Genomic DNA, 20,966 nt, shown 5'->3' with positions numbered 1-20,966 from the left:
GCGGGAGGGCTGTGAAGGCGCGTCCTTTGCCGCTCTGGGAACGCATAACAGAAAAAATGGATGGGGATGGATTATGGAAGAAAAAAAGAAAGCGGCGTTATATCTGCGTTTATCGAAAGAGGATCAGGATAAGCTGAGGAAGGGGGATGACAGCGCAAGCATCCAGAACCAGAGGCTTCTGCTGACAGATTACGCCTTAGAGCGGAACCTGGAGATTGGGGAAGTATATTCCGACGACGATGAAAGCGGCCTGTTTGATACCCGGCCGGGTTTTGAGCGGATGCTCAGGGACGCCAGGCTGGGAAAATTTCAGATCATTCTTGCAAAGTCACAATCCAGGTTTTCCCGGAACATGGAGCATATCGAAAAATACCTCCACCATGATTTGATCAATCTGGGAATCCGGTTTATCGGGGTGGTGGACGGGGCGGATACCGCCAACAGGGGCAACAAGAAATCACGGCAGATCAACGGGCTGGTAAATGAATGGTACTGCGAGGATTTATCCAACAACATCCGCAGCGCGTTCAGAGCAAAAATGAAGGCCGGACAGTTTTTAGGCTCCTCCTGCCCGTACGGCTATATCAAAGACCCAAAGGACCACAACCATCTGGTCATAGACGAGTATGCGGCAAATGTAGTCAGAAGAATTTACGGCTTGTATCTGCAGGGGCATGGGAAAGCGAAGATCGGGAGGATTCTTACGGAGGATGGAATCCTGATTCCAAGCCACTACAAAAGGGAGGTTCTGGGTATTAGGTATCACAATTCCCGGGAACTGGAGACGACCAGAAACTGGTCATATCAGACGATACATACCATATTGAACAATGAAGTTTATTTGGGGCATGTGGTGCAGAACAAGCACAGCAATCTGTCCTACAAAGACAAACGGCATGTCCCCCAGCCGAAAGAAAAATGGATCAAAGTAGAAAACCGGCATGAGCCCATCATAGATGCACAGCTTTTTTCGCAGGTGCAGGAAAGGCAGAAGATCCGCACAAAAGCGGTAAGGAATGAACAGAAAGAAAACTCGGTATTTTCCGGCATCCTGGTGTGCGGGGACTGCAAACACACGATGGTGCGGATGTATGACCGGCGGGGGAAACACGGATTCATCGGTTATTGCTGCAAAACCTATAAGACGCAGGGGAAACAGGCATGTACAGGCCATGGGGTCAATTATGAGCAGCTAAAAGCCGCGGTACTGAAATCCATAAAAAAGGAAGCCCGGCAGATCCTCACTCCAAACGACATCCGGGAACTGGACACCGCAGAATATACAGGCAGCCTGGGCGCGGACTACCGGGCGCAGATCCGCCAGGTAGAAAAAGAAATGGGGCAGAAATCAAAATATAAAAAACTGACCTATCAGAACTATCTGGACGAGGTCATTTCCAGAACAGAATACAGCGCCTATGTGAAAGAACTGGATGAGGAGATTTCCAAGCTTCAGGGGAAGCTGGACCATCTGCAGATGCGGATCAAAGAACAGGCGGAACTGGAATCCGAAAACCAGATATGGACAGAGCAGTTTAAAAACTATATCAATATAGAGGAGCTGACCAGGGAGGTGGTTCTGGAATTGATTGAAAAGATCGAGGTGAACGGCGACGGTTCCATCAATATCTTCTACAGATTTCAGAATCCGCTGGTTTGCCGGACGGGAACAAGTCCTGATTTTGTTTGATATCGGGCGGGGGCTGTGGTAAACTGTATTTCATAAGGAAAGACGATTGTGTTTCCCATTGGAAGTGGAGATGATTTGGAAAGTGAGGTGCGGTCTGTGGGAATTTACGTGAATCCGGGAAATACGGGCTTTTTGGAATCCATCCGTTCCGAAATCTATGTGGATAAGACGGAGCTGATCGGGTGTACGAATCGATTTCTGGGGACGGAGGATAAATTTGTATGTGTCAGCAGGCCCAGGCGTTTTGGCAAGTCGATGGCACTCAAGATGCTGGCCGCTTATTACAGCCGGGGCTGTGACTCCGCCGCTTTGTTTAAAGGGCTTAAGATCGAAAAGAATGAGACATTTCAGGAATATCTGAATCAATATGACGTGATCTTTCTGAATATGCAGCAATTCCTCATTGAGGGGGAGTCCGGGGAGACAACAAAATACCTGGAACAGGAGCTGATGGAAGAACTGTCCGAGGCATACGGGGATGTATTGAACGGGCGGGAAGTAAGGCTGGCTCCTGCATTGCGGAAAATATATGCGAAAACAGGGAAGCCGTTCATCTTCCTGATCGACGAGTGGGACTGTGTGATGCGTGAAAGGCAGGAGTCAGAGGGGCTGCAGAAGCAGTATCTGGATTTTCTGAGAAACCTTCTGAAAGATCAGCCCTACGTTGCGCTTGCCTACATGACAGGGATTCTTCCGGTGAAAAAATACGGACAGCATTCAGCATTAAATATGTTTTGGGAATACTCCATGACAGAGCAGTTTGTTTTTGAAGAATATACCGGTTTTACGGAAGACGAGGTAAAGGAGCTGTGCGTCCGGTATGATATGGATTTTGACCAGGTCAGCAACTGGTATGACGGATACAGCCTCAGAAAATTCAGGCATATCTATAATCCACGGTCTGTCGTGGCGGCTGTGAGAAATCGGGTGCTGTCCAATTACTGGACCTCTACGGAGACCTATGAGGCGTTAAAGCTTTATATGGACATGGATTTTGACGGGCTGAAGGCCGCGATTGTGGAGATGCTCGGCGGACGGCGTGTGAAGATCCACACATGGAGTTTCCAGAATGATATGTGCAATTTTCAGACAAAGGATGACGTCCTTACACTGCTGATCCATCTGGGATATCTGGGGTACGATCCGGAGACGGAGGAGGCCTTTATCCCCAATAAAGAGATTATCGGGGAGTTTGAGAATGCCATGAGTGTGAGCGGCTGGCCGGAGGTGATGCGTGTCCTTAAGGCATCGGAACAGCTTCTTGTGGATACGCTCCATGGAAATGAGGAGGCCGTTGCCAGGGGACTGGACAGGGCGCACATGGAGGCTGCTTCCATACTGGCTTACAACAATGAGGATTCACTTGGATGCGCCATCGGGCTTGCCTATTACAGCGCCAGAAAGGAATACAGACTCATCCGGGAACTGCCTTCCGGGCGGGGATTCGCGGATGTGGTATTCCTGCCGCTGCCGTCTGTGAACAAGCCTGCGATTGTGGTGGAATTAAAATATGACAAGACTCCGGGGGCAGCCATACAGCAGATCAAAGACCGGCAGTATACCAGGGCTCTGGAGGGATATTCCGGGGAAATCCTGCTGGTGGGGATCAACTATACCAGGGATCATAAGAATAAGCCCCATAGCTGCATCATAGAAAAGGTAAGAAAGCCCTGCCCGTGACGGGATTGCAGGGAAAAGGAAGAGGCCGCAAAGCCTCTTTTTTTTCTGCTATTTTGAAACGACGCCTGTGTGGCCATGTCGGAATACATAGCCGGAAGCGAGGAGGAGTTCGTCCGACAGATGAACGAGCGGGCCAAAGGGCTGGGGATGAAAAACACGAATTTCGTCAACTGCAACGGCCTGGACATCGACGGGCATGTGACGACCGCCCGGGATATCGCGCTGATGTCCAGGGAGCTGATTACAAAATATCCCCAGATCCATGATTACTGCATGATCTGGATGGAAAATATCACCCATACCACCAGGAAGGGCAGCAGCGAATTTGGGCTCACCAACACGAATAAGCTGGTCCGCCAGTATGAGTATACCACGGGCCTGAAAACAGGATCTACTGGGCTTGCCAAATTCTGTGTATCTGCCACGGCCAAAAAAGGAGACGTGGAGCTGATCGCGGTGATTATGGCGGCGGAGGATTCCAAGGCAAGGTTCAAGGACGCCACCACACTTTTGAACCACGGATTCGGCAAATGCCAGATCTATCGGGATGAAGACTTAAAGCCGCTGGGAGAGATCCCGGTGAGAGGAGGGGCTTCGGAGTCCGTCCCCTGTGAATACGGCGGGACCTTCACCTGGCTGGATACAAGCGGGTCGGATTTGTCAGCCATCACAAAAGAATACCGGATGGAAGAGGAGATCACGGCGCCTGTGAAAAAAGGGGATCCCGCGGGCTGTGTGGCCTATCTGTTAGACGGCAGGGAAATCGGCACCGTGGATATCCTGGCCGGCAAAGATGTGGAAAAAGCGGGATTTGTGGATTATCTGATCCAGACGTTGGAAAAATTCCGGGCATAGGATGGCCGGCTCCATTCGGATCGCAGCTTTTTTCAGGGAGGGCAGGGCGCAGATCCCTTGTATGGATATTCAGAGGAAAAAATGAGATAAATGCAGGTAAAACAGCACAAAATCGCAGAGCGCGCTCTGTAAAAATCAGAGCGCACTCTGCGATTTCCAATAAGTGGGATAAAAATAAAAGGGGTTCTTTACTTTATGGTAAAAAAATGGTAGGATATATTAGATTCTGATAGGAACGGACGGAGTATACTTGTATACAATCCGGATAAAACGATGAAGTGCGGAGGAAAAAAGATGGACTATGCGGCATTGATCGATCATACGATACTGGCCCCCCAGGCTACGAAGGAACAAGTGAAGCAGTTGTGCGGTGAAGCGATGGAATATGGATTCCATTCGGTCTGTGTAAATTCCAGCTTTGTCTATTACTGCGCACAGCTTTTAAAGGACAGCCATATCAAGGTCTGCACGGTGATCGGCTTTCCGCTGGGCGCCATGTCCACGGCCGGCAAAGTGGCGGAAGCAGAGCAGGCCATGGCAGACGGGGCTTCGGAGCTGGATATGGTGATCCATGTGGGGATGATCAAAAGCGGAGACTGGGAGTATGTAAAGCAGGATATCTCTTCGGTTGTGGAGGCGGCAAGGGGAAAGGCTGCCGTGAAGGTAATCCTGGAGACCTGCCTGCTGACAGAGCAGGAGAAGACCCAAGCCTGCCGGGTCTGCCGGGAATGCGGGGCGGATTTTGTGAAAACCTCCACCGGATTTTCCAAAGGCGGGGCTACGGCTGAGGATGTGGCGCTGATGCGCAGGACGGTAGGCCCGGAGATGGGCGTGAAGGCATCCGGCGGCATTCGGAGTCTGGAGGACGCCAAGGCGATGGTGGAAGCCGGGGCCAACCGGCTGGGTACAAGCTCCGGGGCGGCCATCGTAAAGGCGCAGGAGTAAGGCGTTTCGGAAAATCTGCCGCCTGTACGGCTTTGGCGGCAGAGACGAAAAAGTATGTAAATGAGGAATCCTATGAATTGGTGGAAAAAGTTGACCCTGTCAAGCGTTGGGATGCTGTTCCTGGTTTTGGGAGAGGGGATGCGGGAATGCCGCAGGTTCCGGGTCACCCATTACACGCCGGGAGCTTCCGAAAAGAACCCCGGCAGTCCTGCAGAACGGAGAATCGTTTTTTTGAGCGATCTGCACAACCAGGTCTACGGCAGCCGGAATGACATTTTGCTTGAAGAGATCCGAAAGCAGGAGCCTGGGCTGATTTTGATCGGCGGGGATATGCTGATCGGAAAAAAGAATACTTCTCCCGCCCATGCGCTGGAGCTGATCCGACGGCTTCCGGAGATCGCCCCGGTGTATTATGCTTTGGGCAACCATGAGCAGCGGCTGAAGAACTGCGTGGAAAAATACGGAGACGTGATGCATTATTATAGGAAGGAACTGACGGCGGCAGGTGTGCATTTTCTGGAAAATGAATCTGCCCATGTTTCGCTGTCCGGCCGGGAACTGAGGATCACCGGCCTGGCGCTGCCGCTGGGTTCTTATGAAAAAAAACATACGCCTGTCACAGCCGGGAAGATTGAAAAGCTGGCGGGGCCCTCTGATGGGACCTGCTATCAGATTCTGCTCGCCCATAATCCGGGATACGTTGCCGCATATAAGGAGTGGGGCGCGGATCTGGTGCTGTGCGGGCATCTGCACGGCGGCGTTATGCGGATTCCGGGATGGAGAGGAGTTGTGACCCCCCAGGCGTCCCTGTTTCCGAAATATTCCGGGGAGATGACCGTGGAAGGCGATACGGCGGTGGTGGTCAGCAAGGGACTGGGAACCCACACCGTGAACCTGCGCGTGTTCAACCCGGCAGAGGTTGTGGTGATCCATCTATAGCGCAGGAAGGGACGGCTGCAGCCCGGAAAAAAACGGCAATGCCTGGCATGTCCGCATAGAAGAACGGGCTGCAGCCCGGTAAACAAGTGGCAGTGCCTGGCATGTCCGCATAGAAGAACGGCTGCAATCCGGCAAAAAAGCGCATACAACCGCCCAAAAAACGGACTGGATGATGAAAAAAGGGGAATGACATGGGGATACCTGTAAAACTGGAAGTATTTGAGGGGCCGCTGGATCTGCTCCTGCATTTGATTGATAAAAATAAAATAGACATCTATGATATACCGATCGTGGAGATCACGAACCAGTATATGGACTATATCCGGCAGATGCAGCGGGCAGACCTGAATGTAATGAGTGAATTTCTTGTCATGGCGGCCACGCTGCTGGACATCAAATGCCGTATGCTCCTTCCCAAGGAGGTCAATGAAGAGGGCGAAGAGGAAGATCCGAGACAGGAGCTGGTGGAACAGCTTCTTCAATATAAGATGTACAAGTACATCGCGTTTGAGTTAAAGGACAGGCAGTTGGACGCGGATCTGGTCTTGTTCAAAAAGCCCACCATTCCTGAGGAGGTCCGGGAGTACGAGGAGCCGGTGGATCTGGACGAGCTGCTGGCCGATGTGACAATTTCCAGGCTGAGCAGGATTTTCCGGGACGTGATGAAACGGCAGAATAACAAGATCGACCCGGTTCGAAGCAAGTTCGGCCGAATCGAAAAAGAGGAGGTGCCCCTTCCATCCAAGATTGCCTTTGTGGAAGGCTATGCGAAAGCCCACCGGAAATTCAGTTTCCGGCAGCTTCTTGAGGGGCAGAAGAGCACCATGCACCTGGTCGTGACGTTTCTCGCCATTCTGGAATTGATGAAGACAGGAACGATCCGGGCGATACAGGAAAATACATTTGGAGAAATCCTCATTGAATCATCATTATAATATACGGCAAGGGCGGGTGGATGATCATGGAAGACGGAAAGGAACAATTGGAGCCGATGGAAATAAAAAAGATGCAGGGAATCATAGAGGCGATCTTATTTACCATGGGGGAATCTGTGGAGCTGGGCAGAATCGCGTCTGCCATCGAGCATGATGAGAATACGACCAGGAAGCTCATTCACAACATGATGGACCGATATAACAAGGAGGACAGGGGCATCCGGATTCTGGAGATGGATGATTCCTTTCAGATGTGCACCAAAAAAGAAGCCTATGAATATCTGATCCGGATTGCAAAGCAGCCGAAGCGGTACGTCCTCACCGATGTGATGCTGGAAGCACTCTCTATCGTGGCATACAAGCAGCCGGTGACCAGGCTGGAGATCGAAAAGATCCGCGGGGTCAAGACAGACCATGCGGTGAATAAGCTGATCGAGTATGGGCTGATCGAGGAAGTGGGAAGATTGGACGCCCCGGGACGTCCCCTGCAGTTTGGGACGACCCAGGAATTTTTCCGGCGTTTCGGCCTTCAGTCGCTGGATGAGCTGCCCACCCTGGATGAAGAACAGATTGCCCACTTTAAGGAAGAAGCGGAAGACGAGGCGCAGCTTCAGTTGGACATCTGACCAAGACTTTATCATGGAATCCATGTCCTGATACCGGTTCTAAGAACAGAAAGCAGTACATACATATAGGATAAAAGTGTGTATCGCGGAGCTTTGTACAGGATGAAAATGGATGGGAAATGTGGAAAACTCTCAGAGGTATGTGGAAAATTTCTGAAAGTATGTAGAAAAACTTTTGCTGCGTGCGGAAAACATGTGGATAAAAGAGAAAGCAGTGTGGATAAAGAGAAGAAGAGTGTGGATAAAACAGGGAAGAATGTGAATAACTTCCGGAATATGGTCAGAACATACGGATTATGCCTTGTATTTTGCGCTGGAACATGGAGCGGCATGGGTGCAGAGGTACATGCAGAACCGGACAACGAGATCAGGGAACCGGAAGGCTTATACGCCCAGTCGGCTGTGTTGATGGATGCGGACAGCGGGCGTATTTTGTTTGCGAAAAACGGCCGGGAGGAACGGGCCATGGCCAGCACCACCAAGATCATGACCTGCATTCTTGCCCTGGAAAACGGCAATCTGGACGATACGGTGACTGCCAGCGCAAAGGCTGCGTCCCAGCCGGAGGTCCATTTAGGCGTCCGGGAAGGGGAGCAGTTCCGGCTCCGGGATCTGCTCTATTCCCTGATGCTGGAATCCCACAACGACGCGGCGGTGATCATTGCCGAGCATATCGGGACCAGTGTGGAAGGGTTCGCGGATATGATGAATGAAAAGGCAAGACAGGCCGGATGCACCCAGACGCATTTTGTCACGCCCAACGGGCTGGACGCCGCAGATGAGGAGGGGGCCCACCGCACCACGGCGGAGGATCTGGCCAGGATCATGAAATACTGTATCATGGACTCGCCGCAAAGAAATGCATTTCTGGAAATCACCCGGACGGAAAGCTATACGTTTACCAGTGCGGACGGAGGCCGCAGCTTTTCCTGCGTCAACCACAACGCGTTTCTGAAAATGATGGAGGGGGCCCTCTCCGGCAAGACCGGATTTACCGGGGAAGCGGGCTATTGCTACGTGGGGGCGCTGAAAAGGGATGACCGCACCTATGTGGTGAGCCTGCTGGCCTGCGGCTGGCCCAACAACAAAGGCTATAAGTGGTCGGATACCAAAAAGCTGATGTCCTACGGGATTGATTCCTTCCATTATCAGGATGTCTGCCGGGAGGTGGATACAGGCACAGTGCCTGTCCTGGGCGGCATTCCGGACGGAAACCGCTTTAACGGGGCGGCTTCGGTACATACCTGCGTAGATCCCGGCCGGCAGGAAACGGAGGAAAACATAGGAAATCCGGAAGGAACGGAGGAAAATGAGGGAAATCCGGAAGGAATGGAGGAAAACAAGGAAAACGGAGGAAATCCGGAAGGGGCCGGGAAAAAAATCCTGCTCCGGGACGACGCGGAAATTTCGGTGAAGGCAGAAACAGCAGAAAGCCTGGAGGCGCCGGTTTTAAAAGGGGACACGGTGGGAACGGTGTCTTACATGCTGGGGGAGGAAGTGCTGTACACCCAGGATATCATCGCCGATGAGACCGTGGAGGTGCGTGATTACAGATGGTGCCTGGAAAAAATGGCGGAGATTTTTTTCCTCAGGATTTGATAAATCAAATGATATGTTAAAATATATCAATAAAAATGATTAAAAACGTCACTGGATTCTAAGGGATAGATGTGTTAGTATAAGCAAAGATAAAAAAGAACAATTACATTGATAAAATATAAGGAGATGTGAAGATGAACAATTTTGAGAAATACGCAAGAGCATATTTTATGCCGCCGGTTGACTGCTATGACTGGGTGAAGAAGGATTATATCGACCATCCGCCCACCTGGTGCAGCGTGGATCTGCGGGACGGAAACCAGGCGCTGATCGAGCCCATGAGTCTGGATGAGAAGGTGGAATTTTTCCAGATGCTTGTAGACGTAGGGTTCAAGGAGATCGAGGTGGGATTTCCGGCGGCATCGGAGACGGAATACCAGTTTATGCGCACCCTGATCGAGCGGGATATGATCCCTGAGGATGTGACGGTCCAGGTGCTGACACAGGCCAGGGAGCACATCATCAAGCGGACGTTTGAGGCAGTGAAAGGCGCTCCGCATGCAGTGATACATGTATACAATTCCACCTCCGTAGCACAGCGGGAGCAGGTGTTCCGCAAAGATCGGGAGCAGGTGAAGCAGATCGCCATTGACGGGGCGAAGCTTTTGAAGGAGCTGGCCCAGGAGACGGAAGGCAATTTTACCTTCGAATACAGCCCGGAAAGCTTTTCCGGCACGGAGATGGAATATGCTATGGAGGTCTGCAACGCGGTGCTGGACATATGGCAGCCCACCTCGGAAAACAAGGCCATCATCAACCTTCCGGCAACCGTGGAAAACGCCATTCCCCATGTGTTTGCCAGCCAGGTGGAATATTTCCACAAATTCATGAAATACCGTGAAAACACGATCATCAGCCTTCATCCCCACAACGACAGGGGAACCGGCGTGGCAACGGCGGAGCTGGGCATCCTGGCAGGGGCGGACCGGATCGAGGGCACCCTGTTTGGAAACGGGGAGCGGACCGGAAACGTAGACATCATCACGCTGGCCATGAACATGTTTTCCCACGGGGTAGATCCGGGACTGGATTTCTCCAATATGAGCGAGATCAGTGAAGTCTATGAGCGGCTCACAAGAATGCAGGTATCCCCCCGCCAGCCTTATGCAGGCGAGCTGGTATTCACCGCCTTTTCCGGATCCCATCAGGACGCCATCGCAAAGGGAATGTCCTGGAGGGAGGACGGACATACACAGCAGTGGTGCGTTCCCTATCTTCCTATTGACCCGAAGGATGTGGGAAGAAGGTACGATTCGGACGTAATTCGGATCAACAGCCAGTCCGGCAAGGGCGGCGTAAATTACATCCTGAAGCAGAACTTCGGCATCAGCCTGCCCCAGAAGATGCGGGAGGAAGTGGGATATCTGGTGAAGGACGTTTCCGACAAAGCCCATAAGGAGCTGTCTCCGGAATGGATCTACCATATATTTGAGGACCACTACATCAACGCGAAGAGTCTGTTTACCCTGGATGAATGCCATTTCAAACAGGAGGACGGCATCGTGGCCACCGCCACCATCCTTCACGGGGGCAGGCAGCAAGTCATCACCGGAGTGGGCAACGGCCGCCTGGACGCGGTGAGCAACGCCATCAAGCATTATTTTGACATCAGCTATGAGCTGTCCGTCTACGAGGAGCATTCCCTGACCAAAGGTTCCTCCTCCAAGGCGGTTGCCTATGTGGGGATCATCTGCAATAAGAAAAAATACTGGGGCGTGGGAATCGACCCCGATATCATCAAAGCCTCCATCGCGGCTTTGGAGGTGGCGGTCAACAAGATCGAAGAGATCAGAAACAACGAGGAGAGCAAGGACGAACGGCTGCTGCAGATCACCAATTACATCTATGCAAACTATAAGACCGTGACGCTGGATGACCTTTCGGAAGAGTTTTTCCTTTCCAAGCCTTATCTCTCCAAGTACATCAAGGAAAAATCCGGGGAGACCTTCGGGGATATCCTGAAAAAGGTACGGATGAAAAAAGCGCGCGCCATGCTCAAGAGCAGCAATGCGACGGTGGAGAGCATCGCGGAGTCTGTAGGATATCAGAATGTAGAGCATTTCAACCGGATCTTTAAGAAAATGTATGACCTGACGCCGGTACAGTTCCGGAACAGGAAGTAAGCAAAAAAAATACGGATCTGCCGGCAGGACGCGGGCAGATCCGTGTTTTTTTGACATATTGTATTTGATACGATTGTATGCAGGAAGTCGGATCAGTCTTCCAGCTCGGCCCAGAGGTCGTAGAGCTCCTCCAGCCTGGCGGAATGCAGGGCCTTTTCCTCTGCAAGCTCCTGGCACTTTACGGAGTTGGAGTAGACGTCCTCATGGGTCATGAGCTCGTCGATCTCCTGGCAGCGTTTTTCCAGAAGGGAAATCTGTTCTTCTGTCTTTCTAAGTTCATTTTTTCGTTTCCGTTCCCGGGCCTGGACTTCCTTTTGCTCCAGCCAGCTCTGCTTTGACGCGGAAGCCTGGGAAAGCGCGGCGGCTTCGGATTCTGCCGGGCCGGCCTTCTGGGCGTGGAAGTAGGAGCCTTTTGACGCCCCTTTTGCGTCCGCTGTTCCGGCAGGGGGCAGCCCTTCTTTTTTCTCCAGATAGTAGTCGTAATTGCCGATGTAGTTGACAAAGGTCTGGTTGGCCAGCTCCAGGATACGTCCGGCGGTCTGATTGATGAAATAACGGTCGTGGGACACATACAGCACGGTTCCGGTATAATCGTTCAGCGCCTGCTCTAAAATCTCCTTGGAGGTGATATCCAGATGGTTGGTGGGCTCGTCCAGAATCAGGAAATTGGCCTCTGAGAGCATCAGCTTCGCCAGGGAAACCCGTCCCTTTTCACCGCCGCTTAGATCCCCCACCAGCTTGAACACATCGTCCCCGGTAAACTGAAAAGCGGCCAGGGTGCTGCGGATTTTGGTATGGTTGAGGGCCGGATAATCGTCCGAGATCTCTTCGAAAATGGTCTTCCGGTCGTGGAGTACATGGTGCTCCTGGTCGTAATACCCGATCTGTACCTTGGCGCCCAGGGAAAAGGAACCGCTGTCGGCATCGGCTAGGCCGTTGAGGATTTTGAGCAGGGTGGTCTTGCCGGTTCCGTTGCTGCCGATGACCGCCACGTGCTCCCCGCGCCTGATCTCAAATTCCGCGTCGGAAAATAAGACCTGCCCGTCGTACTGCTTGGAGAGCCCCTCTACGGCCAGCACATCGTTTCCGCTGACGCAGGCGGGCTCCAGGGAAAAATGGATCTCATCCGTGTCGCTTAAAGGCTTTTCCACCAGCGTCATTTTATTCAGCATTTTTTCCCGGCTCTCGGCCCGCTTGATGGACTTTTCCCGGTTGAAGGAGCGGAGCTTTTCAATGACCGCCTCCTGGTGGCTGATCTCTCTCTGCTGGTTCAGATATTCCTTCATCCGGGCGTCCCGGATCTGCTTCTTCTTGTCGGAATAAGCCTTGTAATTGCCGCTGTACATGCGGATATTCCCGTGTTCGATCTCCACCACCTTGGTCACCACCCGGTTCAGAAAGAAACGGTCATGGGAGACGATGAACACGGCTCCCGGATAGTTCAGAAGATACGTCTCCAGCCAGGAGATGGAGTTCAAATCCAGGTGGTTGGTGGGCTCGTCCAGAAGCAGGATATCCGGGTTTGTCAGAAGCAGCTTTCCCAGAGAGACCCGGGTTTTCTGTCCACCGGACAGGGTATCGGCAGGCTTTTCGAAGTCCTCCTCCTGAAATCCCAGCCCTTTGAGCACGCCTGTGATCTCGCTCTCGTAGGCGTAGCCGTTTTTGGATTCAAATTCGGACATAAGGCGGTTGTAAGTCTCCAGCCGCGTCTCCAGCGCTTCCCCGGAAAGCGACTTCAATTCCTGCTCAATGGAACGGATCTGCTGTTCCAGCAGGATGATGTCAGCCTTTGCGGTTTTGAGCTCCTCGTAAATGGTCCTGCCGCTTTGGGGATTCTGCTGCTGGGCCAGATATCCGATCTGCTTCCCCTTTGTGAGAATAATATTGCCGCTGTCTGTGGGTTCTTCCCCTGTGATCATCTTAAGGACCGTGGACTTCCCGGCCCCGTTGACTCCGACAAAAGCGGCTTTTTCGCGTTCCTCTATGTGGAAAGAGCCATCCTTGACGATGACCCGCTCCCCAAATGATTTATTCAGATTATGACATGCAAGTATCATGAAAACCCTCCTTACTGCTCAGCCTTTTGACGCGCCCCGGTTTGGGTGCGTATTCGTAATGATAGCCGCAGGCCGCGCCCTGATCGGGCGCAGCCGGTAACTAATTATACGTTACAGTTCACGGCCCAACCGGCCGCGAACTGTAACGCATCCAGCCCATTGAAAAGTCGCCTGACGGCGGTCCTAAGCGCCAGCGACGCTTGTTTAGGACGGACCGGAACGGAGTGTAGACGGGCTGGATGCCCGCCCCATCACTGAATTGGCCGGATGCCGTGCAGCAAGTGCACGACACCGTGTGAACAGTAACAATTATACTACAATCGGCCCGTATGGGCAACAAAGAAAAAAATTTGACTTTGAGCAGACAATTCTATATAATAAATATAATTTGTTTGGAGGTAGATTGAAAGTGGAAGAAAAAGAAATATCAAAAGCGGTGATCAGCAGGCTGCCAAGATATTATCGGTATTTGGGCGAGTTGACAAACGCAGGGGTGGAACGGATCTCATCCAATGACCTGAGCCGGAAGATGCGGGTGACGGCATCCCAGATCCGGCAGGATCTGAATAATTTCGGGGGATTCGGACAGCAGGGCTATGGATATAATGTCAAATATCTCCGAACGGAGATCGGTAAGATACTGGGTCTGAACCAGAGCCACAGCATGATCATCATCGGCATGGGGAATCTGGGGCAGGCATTGGCCAATTATGCTTCCTTCGAAAAGAACGGTTTTCTGGTGAAGGGGCTTTTTGACGTGAATCCCAGGCTGGACGGCAGGGAGGTACGGGGCATCCCCATCCGTATGCTGGATGAGCTGGAAGCGTTCTTAAAAGAGAATCCCATCGAGATCGCGGCCCTTACGATTCCCAAGACCGAAGTGCTCAGGGTTTCCGAGATCCTGGTAAAATGCGGGATCAAGGCAATCTGGAATTTTGCGCATACGGATCTGAACCTGCCGGAGGACGTGATCGTGGAAAGCGTCCATCTTTCCGACAGCCTGATGCGGCTGTCCTACAACATCACCAGCTATCGGAAGGAACATGGCGAATCGTAGGAGCTGTCCTGCCGCCGATCGCTTATCTGCATATAATGGTGTACAAGATATCCTGCAGGAGCGGCTGCAGGGTATCTTGCGTTTATGAGGGATTCGTTTATGAGAGATTATTGAAAAGAAGCGCCTTGGGCGTCAGACAAAGAGACATTTACCGGGAGGAGAGAAGAAGATGCGCTATTTACCAGACGGAACATGGATGCAAAAAGCGGATGCACATACGATTCGGGAGATCGGGATTCCATCCGTGGTTTTGATGGAACACGCGGCATGGAGCACCCTGGAGGCCATGGAGCGGGAAGAGATCGACTGCTCCCGGGTGCTGGTGGCCTGCGGCTCGGGAAATAACGGCGGGGACGGGTTTGCCGTCGCAAGGCTGCTGGCAGGGAAGAAAGCCCAGGTGGACGTTGTCTTTGCGGGGCGGGAAGCCTCCCTCACAGAGGAGTGCCGGATTCAGAAGCAGATCTGTGAAAACTTAGGGATCTCCATATATCGGGAACTGCCGAAAGGGGAGTATACGGCGGTGGTGGACGCCCTGTTCGGAGTGGGGCTGAGCCGGGAGGTGGGAGGCGTTTACGCAGAGCTTTTAGAGAAGCTCAACGCCATGCCCTGCCAAAAAGTGTCGGTGGACATTCCGTCGGGAATCTGCGCGGCTTCAGGGGCAGTGCTGGGGTGCGCCTTCCGGGCGGATCTGACCGTGGCCTTCCAGTGTGAAAAGCTGGGGACGGTCCTGTTTCCAGGCAGGGATTATGCAGGGAAGGTCATCACCGCGGACATCGGGATTGATACGTCCTTTTTTGAAGGGAGGGCAGATATTGCCTATACGCTGGAAAAAAGCGACCTGCCGGCACGGCTTCCGGTGCGGAGGGCCGATTCCCACAAGGGGACGTACGGCAAGGTGCTGATGATCACCGGAAGCCGGGGGATGGCCGGGGCGGCCTACTTAAGCGCCAGGGCAGCCTACACATGCGGCGCCGGGCTGGTGCGGATCTACACCGAAGAATCCAACCGGGCCGTGCTGCAGCAGTTGTTGCCGGAGGCAATCGTGACCTCCTACGAACGGTATGACGGGGAGCAGCTTTTGTCGCTGCTCCAATGGGCGGATGTGGTGTGCATCGGCTGCGGCCTGGGGCAGGATGGTACTTCGGAGAGTCTGCTGAAAGGGACCCTGAGAGGAAGCCGGGTGCCCTGCCTGGTGGACGCGGACGGCATCAACCTGCTGGCCTGCCATACCCGGCTTCTGTCGGAGAGCCTCGCGCCCCTCATCCTGACCCCCCATATGAAGGAGATGTCCGGGCTTTTAGGATGTTCCGTGGCGGAACTGCAGGAAAGCCGTATGAGCCGGCTTCACGAGTTTACAGAACAGTATCCGGTAATCTGCGCCCTGAAGGATTCCCGCACCATCGTGGCACGGCACAAGAAGCCGGATTTTGTCAATACGGCGGGCAATCACGGGATGGCGAAAGGGGGCTCCGGGGATGTGCTCTCCGGGGTCATCACAGGATTGATGGCAGGCGGCCTTGGAGTATACGAGAGCGCGGTTCTGGGAGTCTATCTCCACGCCTGCGGCGGAGACGCGGCCAGAAAGAAGCTGGGAAGCTATTCGATGCTGGCTGAGGATCTGATCTGCGGGGTCGGGGAATGCCTGAAAGAGGCGGAAGAGCAGAACATCAAAATTTCCAGGCAGAAAAGGAATCTTTAAAAACAGCCTTTAAAAACAGAGAAAATCGGGATGGCGGAGGAAAGAAAACAGTGAATCAGCACAATCGGGTTTATGCAAAAATAGATTTGCATGCCATTGCATATAATATGAAACAGATGAAGCACAGGATCGGCGGCGGCGCGCAGATGGCTGCCGTGGTCAAGACGGACGGCTACGGGCACGGGGCGGTTCCCATCGCGCAGATGTTTGAACAGACAGAATATGTATGGGGGTATGCGGTGGCCGCTTTGGAGGAAGCATTGTCTTTGAGGGAGGCGGGCATAAAAAAACCGATCCTGGTCCTGGGATGCGTGTTTCCGGACCAGTATGAGGAGATGATCACCCACGAGATCCGCGCCGCCGTCTATACCCCGGAGATGGCGCAGGGTATGTCCCAGACCGCAGCCAGGCTTAACAAAACAGCGTATTTCCATATCAAGATCGACACCGGCATGGGCAGGATCGGTTTTCCGGTATCGGAGGAAAGCGCAGAGGCTGTTGCAGAGATGGCCGCCCTTGAGGGCGTCTGTCTGGAAGGGATGTTCACCCATTTTGCAAAGGCGGATGAAGCCGACCAGGCATTTACAAGGGAGCAGTACCGGAGATTTTTGCAGATGCAGGAAGCGCTGGAACGCCGGAATATACGGATTCCCTGTCTGAGCTGTGAAAACAGCGCGGGGATCATCGGGTATCCCGAATTTAAGCAGGACCTTGTCCGGGCGGGGATCGCGATGTACGGCATATATCCGTCGGACGAGGTGGACAAAGACGCAGTACCCCTTAGGCCGGCCCTGGAACTGGTCAGCCACATTTCCTATGTCAAGGATGTGGAAGCTGGGACGCCCATCAGCTACGGGGGGACCTTTGTCTCGGACCGGAAGATGCGCGTGGCCACGATTCCCGTAGGGTACGGGGACGGCTATCCAAGGTCCCTCTCCGGCAGGGGGGAAGTGCTGATCCGCGGGAAGCGCGCAAAAATCCTGGGGCGGATCTGCATGGATCAGTTTATGGTGGATGTGACCCATATCCCGGAAGCCGCGTTTATGGACCGGGTCACGCTGATCGGGCCGGACGGGGAGGAGCGGATCACGGTGGAGGAGCTGGCCGGCCTGAGCGGACGGTTCCCCTATGAGTTCGTCTGCTGCCTGGGGAAACGGATTCCAAGGGTATACAGCCGCTGACAAAGGACGCCCGGGCCCGCGCTTTTTGAAGATACCGGACAGATCTGTGAATATTTCCCCGAAACCTGGGAATACTTTAAGTACCATTCGATGTAAGTACAAAGAATCGGAAAAGAAGGAAGTTCGGAGTGTGAGAAATTTTGACGATCAAACGTGGAGATATTTATTATGCGGATTTAAGCCCGGTGGTGGGCTCGGAACAAGGAGGAATCCGTCCGGTATTGGTGATACAAAACGACGTAGGCAACCGGCACAGCCCGACGGTGATCTGTGCGGCGATCACGTCCAGGATGAATAAGGCAAAGCTGCCGACGCACATTGAGATCAGCGCCCAGAGATACCATATCATAAAAAATTCGGTGATTCTGCTGGAACAGATCCGGACCATCGACAAACAGCGTCTGCGGGAATTTGTCTGCCATGTGGACAGCCGGCTGATGGGCAAGGTCAACGAAGCGATCCGGATCAGCCTGGAACTGCATACATAGTCACAGGCGGTACAGTAACCTGCACGGAATCCGGCCGGGACAATGCCTGGATTATAACTTTACAGATGGAAAAAACCGTGGTACACTGTAACTGTTCAGAAAAAACGGCTGGAAACAAAGCACGTATAAAGGAGATTTGAGAAGATGTCAGGACATTCAAAGTTTGCAAATATCAAGCATAAAAAAGAAAAAAACGACGCTGCGAAGGGGAAGATCTTTACCAAGATCGGACGTGAGCTGGCAGTCGCGGTGAAGGAGGGGGGCGGCCCGGATCCGGCCAACAACAGCAGGCTTCGGGACGTAATCGCCAAGGCAAAGTCCAACAACATGCCCAACGACACCATAGACAGGAACATCAAAAAGGCGGCCGGCGAGGGCGCAGGGGACAACTACGAGCACATTACATATGAAGGGTACGGCCCCAACGGAACCGCCATCATCGTAAAGACGCTGACGGACAACAAGAACCGCACTGCCTCCAATGTGAGAAATGCCTTTACAAAGGGCAGCGGCAACGTGGGAACCCCGGGCTGCGTGTCCTTTATGTTTGACGAGAAGGGACAGATCTTTGTGGCCAAGGAAGACTGTGAGATGGACGCCGACGAGCTGATGATGCTGGCATTGGACGCAGGGGCGGAGGACTTCTCGGAGGAGGAGGAGAGCTTTGAGATCCTCACCGCTCCCGCAGACTTCAGCGAGGTGCGTTTAAAGCTGGAGGAGGCAGGCATCCCCATGGCCGAGGCGGAGGTGACGATGATCCCCCAGACCTATGTGGACCTGACCAGCCCGGAGGATATCAAGAATATCCAGAAGACCCTGGACCTTTTAGAGGAAGATGACGACGTCCAGGATGTGTACCACAACTGGAATGAAGACTGATCAGCCGGAACAGGGCCAGACAGATAGAAGAGGAACAGAAGAGAAACAGCAGGAGGAATTGAACATGACTGACTTCAGGATAGAGACAAAATGCATCCAGTCCGGATATGAGCCGGGAAATGGAGAACCGAGGGTTCTGCCGATCTACCAGAGCACCACCTTCCGGTATACGAGCAGCGAGCAGATGGGAAGGTTATTTGACCTGGAGGAGTCCGGCTATTTTTATACCCGTCTCCAGAATCCCACCAATGATGCCGTGGCGGCGAAGATCTGCGACCTGGAAGGGGGAGCGGCGGCCATGCTGACATCCTCCGGGCAGGCGGCAAGCTTTTATTCCATCATGAACCTTGCCCAGGCGGGGGATCACATCATCTGTTCCTCCGCGCTTTACGGCGGCACCTACAACCTTTACGCCCATACCCTTAAGAAGATGGGCGTGGAAGCCACCTTTGTGGACCCGGACTGCACAGAGGAAGAGCTGAACAATGCGTTTCGCGAAAACACCAAGGCGGTCTTCGGGGAGACCATCGCCAACCCGGCGCTGGTGGTCCTTGATCTGGAAAAGTTTGCCGCTGCGGCCCATAAGCACGGAGTTCCGTTTATTGTGGACAACACCTTCGCGACCCCCATCAACTGCCGTCCCATCGAGTGGGGTGCGGATATCGTCATCCATTCCACCACAAAGTATATGGACGGACATGCATCCTGTGTAGGCGGAGCCATTGTGGACAGCGGCAATTTTGACTGGGAAGCGCACAAGGAGAAGTTTCCGGGGCTGACGACGCCGGACGAGACCTACCACGGGATCGTGTATACCCAGAAGTTCGGAAAGCTGGCGTATATCACCAAAGCCACCGCCCAGCTCATGCGCGACCTGGGTTCCATCCAGTCGCCCCAGAATGCGTTCCTTCTGAACTTAGGGCTGGAAACACTGCACCTGCGGATGGCGCGCCATTGTGAAAATGCGCTGGCTGTGGCAGAATATCTGAAAAACCACGAGAAAGTGGCCTGGGTATCCTGTCCCTCCATGCCGGGCGACAAATATTACGACCTGGCGCAGAAATATATGCCGGGCGGAAGCTGCGGCGTGATCACGTTCGGACTGAAAGGCGGAAGGGCAGCGGCAGTAGAGATGATGGACAAGCTGAAACTGGTTGCCATCGTGACCCATGTTGCGGACGCCAGGAGCTGCGTGCTCCATCCGGCAAGCCATACCCACCGTCAGATGAACGAGCAGGAGCTTATGGAAGCGGGGGTTCAGCCGGATCTGATCCGCTTCAGCGTGGGAATTGAAAATATAAATGATATCATTGCGGATGTCCGGCAGGCGCTGCTTTGATTTGAATGGTATGGATGTATACAATTTACATCCATACCATTTTTGGTGAAGGGGATTTTCATAAAAGTGAATTAAGAAACAAAATAGTGTATAGCCCCGCCTGTTTTTTCACATACTACTGCTGAACAAGAGCAGAAAGGTTGTGAATATGATGGGACAGACGCAGGAGAAGAAGGAAGAAAAGCGGGAGGAGATCAAGGAAACCGGAACGCTGGAGCTCAATCAGAGCCCGGACCGGCACCGAATCCAACTGATGACGATCATCGGGGAGATCGAAGGGCACGAAGCCGTATCCGGCAATACGAAAGCCACCAAATATGAACATCTGCTGCCCAGGCTTGCGGAGGCGGAGGACAGCGAAGAGGTGGAAGGCGTTCTGATCCTTCTCAATACCCTGGGAGGGGATGTGGAGGCAGGACTTGCCATTGCGGAGATGATCGCGTCCTTAAGCAAGCCCACGGTTTCCCTTGTACTGGGAGGAAGCCATTCCATCGGAGGGCCCTTAGCCGTCTCGGCAGATTATTCCTTTATCGTGCCCAGCGGGACTATGATCGTGCATCCGGTGCGTTCCAGCGGCATGTTCATCGGGGTCTACCAGAGCTACCGGAACATGGAGAAGACCCAGGATCGGATCACCGGTTTTATCGCCGAGCATTCCCGGATCAGCCAGAAACGGCTGGAGGAGCTGATGCTTGATCCCACCCAGCTTGTGAAGGACGTAGGCACCATGTTAGACGGGGAGGATGCGGTTCGGGAGGGCCTCATTGACGAGGTGGGCGGAATCAGCCAGGCCATGAAAAAACTTCACGAAATGATTGACGAGAGGCGAAAAATGGAGTAAAAATAAATGCGTGAAAGCGGAAATAAAAATTTT

General features: G+C 53.1%; 16 protein-coding genes and 1 pseudogene. 16 read left to right on the top strand and 1 reads right to left on the bottom strand.

All coding sequences use genetic code 11. From position 1 onward, the window contains the following. Positions 1-73: 73 nt before the first annotated feature. The 9 genes and pseudogenes from EBB54_RS09360 to EBB54_RS09320 all read left to right on the top strand — a co-directional run bounded on the left by EBB54_RS09360 (position 74) and on the right by EBB54_RS09320 (position 11,392). A complete protein-coding gene (locus tag EBB54_RS09360; RefSeq protein ID WP_125127216.1) occupies positions 74-1,690 on the top strand; it encodes a recombinase family protein in 1,617 nt (538 codons plus the stop codon). A gap of 96 nt (positions 1,691-1,786) precedes the next feature. Next, positions 1,787-3,370, top strand: coding sequence for an AAA family ATPase (locus tag EBB54_RS09355; RefSeq protein WP_125127215.1), 1,584 nt, complete (start codon positions 1,787-1,789; stop codon positions 3,368-3,370). A gap of 57 nt (positions 3,371-3,427) precedes the next feature. Continuing rightward, a pseudogene (locus EBB54_RS09350) lies at positions 3,428-4,225 on the top strand (D-alanyl-D-alanine carboxypeptidase family protein); the annotation flags it as partial. Positions 4,226-4,519: 294 nt separating this feature from the next. Further along, positions 4,520-5,170 carry a deoxyribose-phosphate aldolase gene (gene deoC / locus EBB54_RS09345; RefSeq protein WP_125127214.1) on the top strand — a complete coding sequence of 217 codons (651 nt, stop codon included), beginning with the start codon at positions 4,520-4,522 and terminating at the stop codon, positions 5,168-5,170. Between the two features lie 72 nt (positions 5,171-5,242). Next, the gene (locus tag EBB54_RS09340; RefSeq protein ID WP_125127213.1) at positions 5,243-6,109 is read left to right on the top strand and encodes a metallophosphoesterase; all 867 of its coding nucleotides are present in this window, start codon (positions 5,243-5,245) and stop codon (positions 6,107-6,109) included. 191 nt (positions 6,110-6,300) lie between these two features. After that, positions 6,301-7,044: a segregation and condensation protein A gene (locus tag EBB54_RS09335; protein WP_004078937.1), complete on the top strand. Its 744-nt coding sequence runs from the start codon at positions 6,301-6,303 to the stop codon at positions 7,042-7,044. Between the two features lie 56 nt (positions 7,045-7,100). Beyond that, positions 7,101-7,670: an SMC-Scp complex subunit ScpB gene (gene scpB, locus EBB54_RS09330; protein WP_044990663.1), complete on the top strand. Its 570-nt coding sequence runs from the start codon at positions 7,101-7,103 to the stop codon at positions 7,668-7,670. A 276-nt stretch (positions 7,671-7,946) separates the two neighbouring features. Then, complete coding sequence (locus EBB54_RS09325; protein ID WP_408640794.1) at positions 7,947-9,269, top strand: D-alanyl-D-alanine carboxypeptidase family protein; 1,323 nt, start codon at positions 7,947-7,949, stop codon at positions 9,267-9,269. Positions 9,270-9,403: 134 nt separating this feature from the next. Then, the gene (locus tag EBB54_RS09320) at positions 9,404-11,392 is read left to right on the top strand and encodes a 2-isopropylmalate synthase (RefSeq protein WP_125127212.1); all 1,989 of its coding nucleotides are present in this window, start codon (positions 9,404-9,406) and stop codon (positions 11,390-11,392) included. A 92-nt stretch (positions 11,393-11,484) separates the two neighbouring features. Here the strand turns inward: EBB54_RS09320 and abc-f are convergent, their stop codons facing one another. Further along, complete coding sequence (gene abc-f, locus EBB54_RS09315; RefSeq protein ID WP_125127211.1) at positions 11,485-13,449, bottom strand: ribosomal protection-like ABC-F family protein; 1,965 nt, start codon at positions 13,447-13,449, stop codon at positions 11,485-11,487. Between the two features lie 409 nt (positions 13,450-13,858). Here abc-f and EBB54_RS09310 point away from each other — a divergent pair, with 409 nt between their 5' ends. From EBB54_RS09310 to EBB54_RS09280, 7 genes are all read left to right on the top strand, one after another. Beyond that, entirely contained in the window at positions 13,859-14,506 is a 648-nt protein-coding gene (locus EBB54_RS09310; protein WP_125127210.1) for a redox-sensing transcriptional repressor Rex, read from the top strand. Between the two features lie 169 nt (positions 14,507-14,675). Continuing rightward, positions 14,676-16,205, top strand: a complete 1,530-nt coding sequence (locus EBB54_RS09305; protein ID WP_125127209.1) for an NAD(P)H-hydrate dehydratase — start codon at positions 14,676-14,678, stop codon at positions 16,203-16,205. A 50-nt stretch (positions 16,206-16,255) separates the two neighbouring features. After that, positions 16,256-17,386 (top strand): alanine racemase, encoded by a 1,131-nt coding sequence (alr, locus tag EBB54_RS09300; protein WP_125127208.1) that lies wholly within the window; start codon positions 16,256-16,258, stop codon positions 17,384-17,386. Between the two features lie 140 nt (positions 17,387-17,526). Continuing rightward, positions 17,527-17,874 (top strand): type II toxin-antitoxin system PemK/MazF family toxin, encoded by a 348-nt coding sequence (locus EBB54_RS09295; protein ID WP_004078949.1) that lies wholly within the window; start codon positions 17,527-17,529, stop codon positions 17,872-17,874. 144 nt (positions 17,875-18,018) lie between these two features. Continuing rightward, complete coding sequence (locus tag EBB54_RS09290; protein ID WP_125127207.1) at positions 18,019-18,753, top strand: YebC/PmpR family DNA-binding transcriptional regulator; 735 nt, start codon at positions 18,019-18,021, stop codon at positions 18,751-18,753. Between the two features lie 64 nt (positions 18,754-18,817). Beyond that, positions 18,818-20,092, top strand: a complete 1,275-nt coding sequence (locus tag EBB54_RS09285) for an O-acetylhomoserine aminocarboxypropyltransferase/cysteine synthase family protein (protein WP_125127206.1) — start codon at positions 18,818-18,820, stop codon at positions 20,090-20,092. A 148-nt stretch (positions 20,093-20,240) separates the two neighbouring features. After that, positions 20,241-20,933, top strand: a complete 693-nt coding sequence (locus EBB54_RS09280; RefSeq protein WP_004078956.1) for a ClpP family protease — start codon at positions 20,241-20,243, stop codon at positions 20,931-20,933. Positions 20,934-20,966: the final 33 nt, after the last annotated feature.

The organism is Schaedlerella arabinosiphila, from assembly GCF_003885045.1.
Lineage (GTDB): Bacteria > Bacillota > Clostridia > Lachnospirales > Lachnospiraceae > Schaedlerella > Schaedlerella arabinosiphila.
This window is presented reverse-complemented; position numbering and strand designations above follow the sequence as displayed.

Excerpts from the sequence above, each read along its gene's own strand:
- EBB54_RS09305 (WP_125127209.1), top strand. The coding sequence starts at position 14,676 with ATGCGCTATTTACCAGACGGAACATGGATGCAAAAAGCGGATGCACAT.
- abc-f (WP_125127211.1), bottom strand. The coding sequence starts at position 13,449 with ATGATACTTGCATGTCATAATCTGAATAAATCATTTGGGGAGCGGGTC.
- scpB (WP_044990663.1), top strand. The coding sequence starts at position 7,101 with ATGGAAATAAAAAAGATGCAGGGAATCATAGAGGCGATCTTATTTACC.
- EBB54_RS09340 (WP_125127213.1), top strand. The coding sequence starts at position 5,243 with ATGAATTGGTGGAAAAAGTTGACCCTGTCAAGCGTTGGGATGCTGTTC.
- EBB54_RS09360 (WP_125127216.1), top strand. The coding sequence starts at position 74 with ATGGAAGAAAAAAAGAAAGCGGCGTTATATCTGCGTTTATCGAAAGAG.
- deoC (WP_125127214.1), top strand. The coding sequence starts at position 4,520 with ATGGACTATGCGGCATTGATCGATCATACGATACTGGCCCCCCAGGCT.
- EBB54_RS09320 (WP_125127212.1), top strand. The coding sequence starts at position 9,404 with ATGAACAATTTTGAGAAATACGCAAGAGCATATTTTATGCCGCCGGTT.
- EBB54_RS09290 (WP_125127207.1), top strand. The coding sequence starts at position 18,019 with ATGTCAGGACATTCAAAGTTTGCAAATATCAAGCATAAAAAAGAAAAA.
- EBB54_RS09325 (WP_408640794.1), top strand. The coding sequence starts at position 7,947 with ATGGTCAGAACATACGGATTATGCCTTGTATTTTGCGCTGGAACATGG.
- EBB54_RS09285 (WP_125127206.1), top strand. The coding sequence starts at position 18,818 with ATGACTGACTTCAGGATAGAGACAAAATGCATCCAGTCCGGATATGAG.
- EBB54_RS09280 (WP_004078956.1), top strand. The coding sequence starts at position 20,241 with ATGATGGGACAGACGCAGGAGAAGAAGGAAGAAAAGCGGGAGGAGATC.
- EBB54_RS09335 (WP_004078937.1), top strand. The coding sequence starts at position 6,301 with ATGGGGATACCTGTAAAACTGGAAGTATTTGAGGGGCCGCTGGATCTG.